Raw genomic sequence first — 6,879 nt, 5'->3', positions numbered from 1 at the left:
CAACACCTGATCCTCATGCGGGACGGCGCAAGGCTTGTCGCGGCGGAGCGGGCTTGCCCTCACGAAGGCGCTGACCTGTCGCTTGGACGCTGCGCGGCGGGCCGGATCCATTGTCCGAGGCACTTGGCCTCCTTCGACCTCACGTCAGGAGCGGTCTCGCCGGGCTGGTCCTTTCGTGCGCTTCGCCTCTACCACGTGGACCAAGCGCTCGACGGACTCTGGATCACGATAGACTCAGCTTAAAGCGCCTCTGGCCGGTAAGAGCCTCTGTCGTTTTAGGGGGGCATAAGTGGCCCGCACTCGCTCCACCCCGACCACCCCGCCCGCTTCGCGAGCATCGCTGATGCGCGATGACCCTGGCGCACTCGGCCACTCCGCCACGCACGGTTCGCTCGCCGGGGACGAACCGCCCACGCTGCACCCAGTGGTCCTCGACAACCTTTATCCGAGGCATCTTCATGCTCCGCTCAGGGGCGAAACGATGCCGCCAATCTTACTTGCCCCTCCTCCACCCCGCTGCTACACATCCTGTGGCGGCAGCGAAGCTAACCGTCTGTATTGTCTTGGCTTTTTGTATGGCTTTTTCGAGGGTCCGTATCCAGGTCCCCCAGCCAATGAATTTTCAACGACTTAGCTTCAACGACGAGCGCTTACGGCGGCAGGTTTGACTTTTCTTCGGAACGGTCTTCCCCGTGCAGATCGCCGATCACGCGTGCGTTCGACCGTTTCATGTCGGTGGTACGTCGGCGTCGCGTAGGCCGTGCGTTGGCCCAAGATATCGGCGATCTCCCGATCCGTATTTCCGAGCTCGCGCAGGTCGGTCGCGACGCTGTGGCGTAGGCTGTGCGCCGTCAGCCCCGGGCGCACCTGTCCTGCCTCTCCCGGCCGGGCGCGCAGCTTGCGCCAGGACGCGTTCCACCCGCCATCGGTCCACGGCGTGCCTTCCGGGCGTGACGAGCAGATGCGTTCGGCTCGGCGGGCGCTTGTTCGAGGATTGTGGCCAGCGGTGCCGGGCACGGCACGCAGACCTCGGCATCCCCCTTCCCCGTCCCGAGGGCGATCATGCCGTCCTGATAAGCGGCGGCCGGCATTGCACGCACTTCTCCAAGACGGCCCCCACGGTACCGCATGTAAGCCACAGCGTCTTCCGCTGGATAGGCGCCGCAGCCAGCCCTGCCTCGCGCTCCGCCACCGACCAGAGCCGGTTCCGATGCCCCTCCCCTGTCGCCTTGCGGATCTTCTCGACGCGTAGCGCCACGTTGGTCTCGGTCGTGGACCCATCAGCTCATCGCCAGATTCGAATGGCTACGGGTTTGATGCTGGCGAGGACGGTTTGAGCCGCAGGAACTCCGGAGTCGTGCGATATTCGTGGATGAGGTGGCCGAGCGCGTGCCGGACGGCCGCCTTCGCTTTCCACGCTCGATCCGGGCGCTGAACCTCGACCGCGAAGGCAGCGGTGCCGAATTCGGAAGGCCGGCCTTCTGACACGACGTCGATCCTCCACGCACCCGATGATTTGTGCGAAGCCTCCGTCGATCATCGCGGGAGCGTGGCTGCAAAACGAGACATGAATCGCTGCCGAAGCTTGGCGGCGATCGATTTTGGCGTTGGCAATTCATGATGGAGAGCCATGTCAAGATCAGATGGCATTGCCGGCTGAGACCCGGCTCCAGTCTTTTGCATGGTTACATAAAATTCATGGGATTTTTTCATCGTTGGCAGTATGTCGATGATATTAAATTCTACCAATCCCATAGATATCAACTCTTGAAATATTTTTATGAAGCTGTAAGGAGTATATACCGTGCAGTGAACATCGTGATAGCTGCTGTTTAACGAAACATCTGTCGCAACGTTTAAGGCGTTGCCAAGTTGTCCATCGAACATATCATCGGGCTCCCGCCCATGCCCGGCCCAAATCGCATTCGGATCGACATTCACGGTACGTGCAACGTGCTCGAACACCTGTGCCGGACTGGCGATGCGCGCGCCAGCGAGGTAGTGCGCGACCAAGTCTCCTGTCGTCGAGGTCGTGCGGCGAAAATCGAAGGTGAACCTTTTGTCGGGGACAACGAGAAACAAGATGCCGTCGGCTTTCAAGGCGCTTGCCAGGCCCTGGAGCCAGCGAATTGGATCAGGCAGATGCTCAATCACGTGGCTGGCGACGATGTAATCCACCGGTCCTCTCTGACCGAGGGCCTCGGCGAGATCTTGGTGCTCCAGCACAAGATCGACATCCACGATGCGATCGGCGTCGGGGCGCATCACATCATGAGCCGCATATTTTGCTTGCAGATGTTCCGTGGATAGATGATCGGCGTAGAGCACATCACCATCGCTGCGTAAGATGATCGGCCGATTCAGGGGGCCAAGCTCGACTCCCAACTTGCCTTTCGGGCGCACGGACTTGAGTGCCTGCTCTCGCCTGAAACGTACGATCTTATCCATCTTAGCAATCCGACCGTGCCTGCCCCCATTCGGCGGCCCGGCTTCGAAGTTAGTGCATTGTCGGGCGCGTGACGATGGCGGGGTGGGCGAGCGGCGGCGAGCTGCTCGGTTCCGTCGGCCAGATGACGGCCTCCAGCGCAGGCGTCGGGTAGCCGAGTGACGAGCGTGGACGGATGATGTCGGCGTGCCTCCGCCAATGCTCGATCCCGACGCTGACTTCCCTGAGGATGGAGATCACCTCGCCGTTCAGGCGTTCGTCGCGGAGCTTCGCGTTGGAGCTTTCGCAATAGCCGCTTTCCCAGGGACGGCCCGACTTGATGCAGGCTGCCCGCGAGCCGACCGCTGCGATCCAGTCCTGGACCGCTTTGTCGATCAATTCCAGCCCGTTGCCCGGGCGGATTTGATGGGGTGCCCAATCTAAACCGAACAAGTCCGAGAGCACGTCGATCACGTCTACCGCCTGGAGCTTGCGAGTGATCCGGTTGAGCAGGCGCCTGCGGGTGGGCGCGCTGCGCGATCCTTGGGCCCGCCGCCACGTTCGGCGTTCGGTGCTTGCGACCCCTGTGCGTACGATGCTCGACGAAGTCGTAGGACCGGATATGTGTGTGGTCCTCGCATGTGGTGGAGCGGATCGAGTTTTCGAAACTGCTCCTTCGATGCCTTCGAGATCCGCTTACCTCTTCGACAGGAGCGCACGCCAAATCAGTAACTGCCTTGGATCAGGCAACTCGGGCACAGGGCACGTTCCGCCATCGTCGTCGAAACGCGGGTGACGCGTTTCCCGGATCGAGCTGACGACATCAGATTCGCGAATTTCGATCCTGCAGGTGACTTTCCGGTTTGGATGGGTGTCGTTCGGTTGGTCAACGATTCGAGGAGCTCGAGTTCCCAATTCTTCGCCTTGTAGGCTGAGGCGCGCATCGCGGCTTCCTTTCGGAGAATGCCGGAGCGCGTGTCGCCTCCGAGGAGTTTGGCACCGGGCGGTGCCCATTCCTCCGCCGTCCGACCGGTGATCGCCAGGACGTAGCTTCGGGTTTCCATAGGCAGGCCGCCGCGGCCAGCGAGCCAGTTCGCGACCCGCGTCGGGCCGCCGTTATAGGCGGCGGCGGCAAGGCCGATATTCCCGAATTGCCGGGTGAGGTCGCTGAGGAAGGCGGCCGATTTCGGCAGGGCCTCAGCCGGGTCGAAGGGATTCTTCAGCCCGCGGACGGCTGCCGTGCCGGGCATGAACTGCGCGATCCCCTGGGCGCCGGCGCGGCTGACCGCGCGATGATTGAAACCGCTTTCCTGCTTGATCAGGCGCAGGAAGTAATCGACCGGCACGGAGTGGGCGACGGCGGCTTCGCGCGCGATGCGTTTGACCCCCCCCACATCGTGCGGCGCGGTGTTGGCCGGCGGTGCCTGCACCGGCCTCCTCAGGACCTTCAGCACGAGGGGGATGGTGGCTCCTTCGCGCAACTGGACCGCGACCGCCTCACCGCCCGGCCCATCCTGAACGGGGCTCTGCCCCGCCCGGGCGAGGTCGGACGAAGCCGCGCAAAGCAGGGCAAGCACGACGAAGGTCCGCAGGCGGGCCGCGAACCGCATGGCCGATCCGTCCGACATCAAAACGCCTGCTCGATCGGGCCGAGAACCATGCCCAGCCGGAGGCGGGAGGACAGCGAAGGCTCCGAGCGTTTGACGGATCCTGTGCGGTGACGGCACCGAAGCGCGATGGGACGGGCTTTCCCGAGATTCATGCTTGACGGGACCGCAGGAAACGCGATGCCCTGTCGAGAGTTGAACCGCGTGATCGAGGTTTCGAGAAGCAATGCCGCGTCCAGGGAAGAGATCGACCATGTTGAGACCTTGGATGGCCCTCGCGGTGGTTTGCGTGTCGACGACCGTCATCGCAGGAGAGCAGGTTCGTCCTCACCGTGGCTCGCCCGCGCGCCCGTCGATCGAGCAATCGTCCGAGGCACGGATCCAGCAGGTTCCCGAGCGCTCGCGATCGCCGGCCCAGCCGATCCCCGAAGGCGAGGCGAAGAGCGCCAATGTCCGCGGGCCCTCCGCGCCGGTCACCTGCAACGGCCAGAACTCCGAATCCCCGGCCTGCTACACCGCAACCCAGCAGAGCCGTCCCGTAACCCGCTGACATCCGGTCCGCATCCATCGTGCGTGACGGCGGGCGAGCCCGCGCGGCGACGGCGTCACCCCTTCGCCGCGAGGGCGACCGGTGACACGGCCTCGGGCGATCCCGGCTCCGTCACGGCGAAATCGACCGCGCGACGCTGGTCCTCCAGGGCCCGCAAGAACGCCTCGCCGGCCTCGGCATCCTTGAATTTCCAGAGCTTGTTTTTCACACCCTCGAAGATGAGTGAGTAGACCGCCAGCTGAACGCCTTCCCGAACGGCCAGGGTCGTGGGCGAATTCTTGGTGAAGCCGGCTTCGGCCTGGAGCAGATGGTCCACCGCCGCGAACTTGAACGCGGTTCCGTTCACCAGCACCGAGTAGATGGTCTTCGTCGTGGTCACCGAGGCGAGGACGCGGCCGGTCTGAACGCTGACGGCGCGAAGGGCCACGGTGACGATGTCCTGCCGGTACTGCGCGTTGCCGCCGATCCCGAGGTAGTTCGCGCCGATTCCGCCCGTGGTCTCGTTCGAATCGTAGCCGATGATGCCGCCCTGGAGCGTGACGCCGGCGAAGCGCAGCGGTGGCAGCCCCTTGGACTTGTCACCCTCCACCGCGGTGCGGGTGTTCTGGATGATCTGCCGCTCCTGGAGGAGAGCGGCGAGCTCGTTGCGCTCGGCAACGTTGAACCAGCGACCGCCGCCGGCCTTCACCAGCACGTCGGTCAGGATCGGTGCGCCGCCTTGTGTCGTCGCACGCGAGAACTCCGCGAAGTTGTCGTTCGGCTTGTTCTGTCCGGTCAGGTCCGGGAAACTGTAGACCGCCACATCCAGCGCCTGGACCGGGGGCGGCAGCCTCTCGAGGATGATTCCGGTCTTGGTGTCGGCCACGAGGGCGGCCGGCTGGGTCGCGGGATCGAGCGCCGATCCGGTCAGCGCAACGCAGCCCGCGAGGGCGGGCGCGAAAGCCGCGGCGACCGCGACGCGCTTCAGAAGTGTGAACATTCGCCTCGAGCCCCTGCGCGTCTTCTTGTCGTTGTCCTGCGATCGAGCCGATCGATCACGGGTTCGCGGGGATAGCGGTTCCGTTGATGATGATGGTGGGCGTGGCCACGCTGTTCGAGCCGCCCAATTTGCTCAGCGCTTCGTTGAGCCCGGAGAGATCCGGGGAGTTCTGGCCGGATTTCGCGCCCGCGCCCTGCGCCTGCGCGGTCGACAGGAGAAAGGTTCCGTTGAGCGGATTGCCGCCGAAGGTCGGGCTCACCGGGCGATAGAGCTGCTCGGTCGCCGATCCGGGCGCGCTCGCAAGGGTTCCGCACAGGAGCGAAGCAACTGCCAAGGCTAAAATTTTCATCGGCCCCTCACTGCGATATTTCAGATCATCTAGGGTCATGCGAGTTAACGCTTAATCAACAAGCCTCCATTCGGAAGGCGCGCAATCAACATATTAACCGGAATAGACCCTTGAGGCTGAATTACACCGACATTCAATCCTTGAGTTCCAAGTAGCACAATGTTGGAGTGAAGATTGTTGCCTGACTGCAACACGCCAACCTGATTCATGTTGCCGATGATGCCGGCAGTCGATTGATTTCCCGTTCCTGTCTGCAGATGAGCCACGTGGTTGTTGTTGCCGATCTGCAGGGTCTGCGCGACCTGGCCGGACCCGCGCGCGGCGGCCATCTCGGGCGTCGCCATCGGCGCGGGGATCGCCGGCGACCGAGCGAACGGGGTCGCGGCGCCGTTGGTCGACCCGAAGGCCTGGACCGGGACCGAGGCGCCGATGGCTGCCTGCGCCACGTAGGCCGATTCGGCCCGGGCCGGGACGGATGCGAGGGCGGCGCAGATGGCGACGGATGCGCTCGCCGTGGCGATGCGACGGATCGCGCGGGTGAGCCCGAGGGTCAGGGCGAGTGGCATGAGATGCTTCCTTGATCCCACGTGAGGACCAGTTTCGCCTCGTAGTGCCCGAGTGCCGAGCGCTCCAGGGTCAGGGTCGACAGGACGGTTTCCGAATTCGCCGAGAGCGCGAAGTCGCCGCTCTGGACATTCCGGCTGGTTCCGGTCTCGCTCTCCTTTGAGACGAAGAGCGAATACTGACCTTGAAGATCGCGGTCGGCTCTGGCGAGCGCCTGGAGGCGGAGGAATTGCGAGGTCGGTTCGGCTTCGACGGTGCAGGACACGTTCGCGATGAAGGCCGTGGCCCTGGGCATCGAGAAGGCCGGATGGGTCCCGAGGCAACCAGCAAGGCAGAGGAGTGCTGAGCGCACGAGACCCCGGATCGGCGATGCTGCGCGCCGCATGCGGTCTGCTCTCGATCTGG

The 6,879-nt window shown here is 63.9% G+C and carries 8 protein-coding genes and 1 pseudogene; 2 read left to right on the top strand and 7 right to left on the bottom strand.

Features of this window, described 5'->3' with window-relative positions; genetic code table 11:
• Positions 1 to 15: 15 nt before the first annotated feature.
• Positions 16 to 243, top strand: a complete 228-nt coding sequence (locus MKK64_RS04855; RefSeq protein WP_243932445.1) for a Rieske (2Fe-2S) protein — start codon at positions 16 to 18, stop codon at positions 241 to 243.
• 1,293 nt (positions 244 to 1,536) lie between these two features.
• Here MKK64_RS04855 and MKK64_RS04850 read toward each other — a convergent pair.
• The 3 genes and pseudogenes from MKK64_RS04850 to MKK64_RS04840 form a co-directional block, all read right to left on the bottom strand.
• Entirely contained in the window at positions 1,537 to 2,448 is a 912-nt protein-coding gene (locus MKK64_RS04850; RefSeq protein WP_243932433.1) for a class I SAM-dependent methyltransferase, read from the bottom strand.
• 49 nt (positions 2,449 to 2,497) lie between these two features.
• Positions 2,498 to 3,050: pseudogene (locus MKK64_RS04845) on the bottom strand (integrase core domain-containing protein); the annotation flags it as partial.
• Between the two features lie 100 nt (positions 3,051 to 3,150).
• Complete coding sequence (locus MKK64_RS04840; RefSeq protein WP_243932431.1) at positions 3,151 to 4,035, bottom strand: lytic transglycosylase domain-containing protein; 885 nt, start codon at positions 4,033 to 4,035, stop codon at positions 3,151 to 3,153.
• 265 nt (positions 4,036 to 4,300) lie between these two features.
• On the opposite strand from MKK64_RS04840, the gene MKK64_RS04835 reads away from it, so the two are divergent.
• Positions 4,301 to 4,582, top strand: coding sequence for a hypothetical protein (locus MKK64_RS04835; RefSeq protein ID WP_243932425.1), 282 nt, complete (start codon positions 4,301 to 4,303; stop codon positions 4,580 to 4,582).
• Positions 4,583 to 4,637: 55 nt separating this feature from the next.
• On the opposite strand, the gene MKK64_RS04830 is transcribed toward MKK64_RS04835, so the two are convergent.
• From MKK64_RS04830 to csgH, 4 genes are read right to left on the bottom strand one after another with little or no spacing between them, the layout of a single operon-like run.
• Positions 4,638 to 5,561, bottom strand: coding sequence for a CsgG/HfaB family protein (locus MKK64_RS04830; RefSeq protein ID WP_243932423.1), 924 nt, complete (start codon positions 5,559 to 5,561; stop codon positions 4,638 to 4,640).
• Positions 5,562 to 5,616: 55 nt separating this feature from the next.
• Positions 5,617 to 5,949: a curli assembly protein CsgF gene (locus MKK64_RS04825; protein WP_243932422.1), complete on the bottom strand. Its 333-nt coding sequence runs from the start codon at positions 5,947 to 5,949 to the stop codon at positions 5,617 to 5,619.
• 5 nt (positions 5,950 to 5,954) lie between these two features.
• Positions 5,955 to 6,476 carry a hypothetical protein gene (locus tag MKK64_RS04820; protein ID WP_243932420.1) on the bottom strand — a complete coding sequence of 174 codons (522 nt, stop codon included), beginning with the start codon at positions 6,474 to 6,476 and terminating at the stop codon, positions 5,955 to 5,957.
• Entirely contained in the window at positions 6,461 to 6,859 is a 399-nt protein-coding gene (gene csgH, locus MKK64_RS04815; RefSeq protein WP_243932418.1) for a curli-like amyloid fiber formation chaperone CsgH, read from the bottom strand. Before csgH ends, MKK64_RS04820 begins: the two co-directional genes overlap by 16 nt.
• Positions 6,860 to 6,879 lie beyond the last annotated feature (20 nt).

Source organism: Methylobacterium sp. E-025 (assembly GCF_022829705.1).
In the GTDB taxonomy this organism is placed as follows: domain Bacteria; phylum Pseudomonadota; class Alphaproteobacteria; order Rhizobiales; family Beijerinckiaceae; genus Methylobacterium.
The sequence above is the reverse complement of the archived record's forward strand: the minus strand, read 5'-3'. Positions and strand labels throughout refer to the sequence as shown.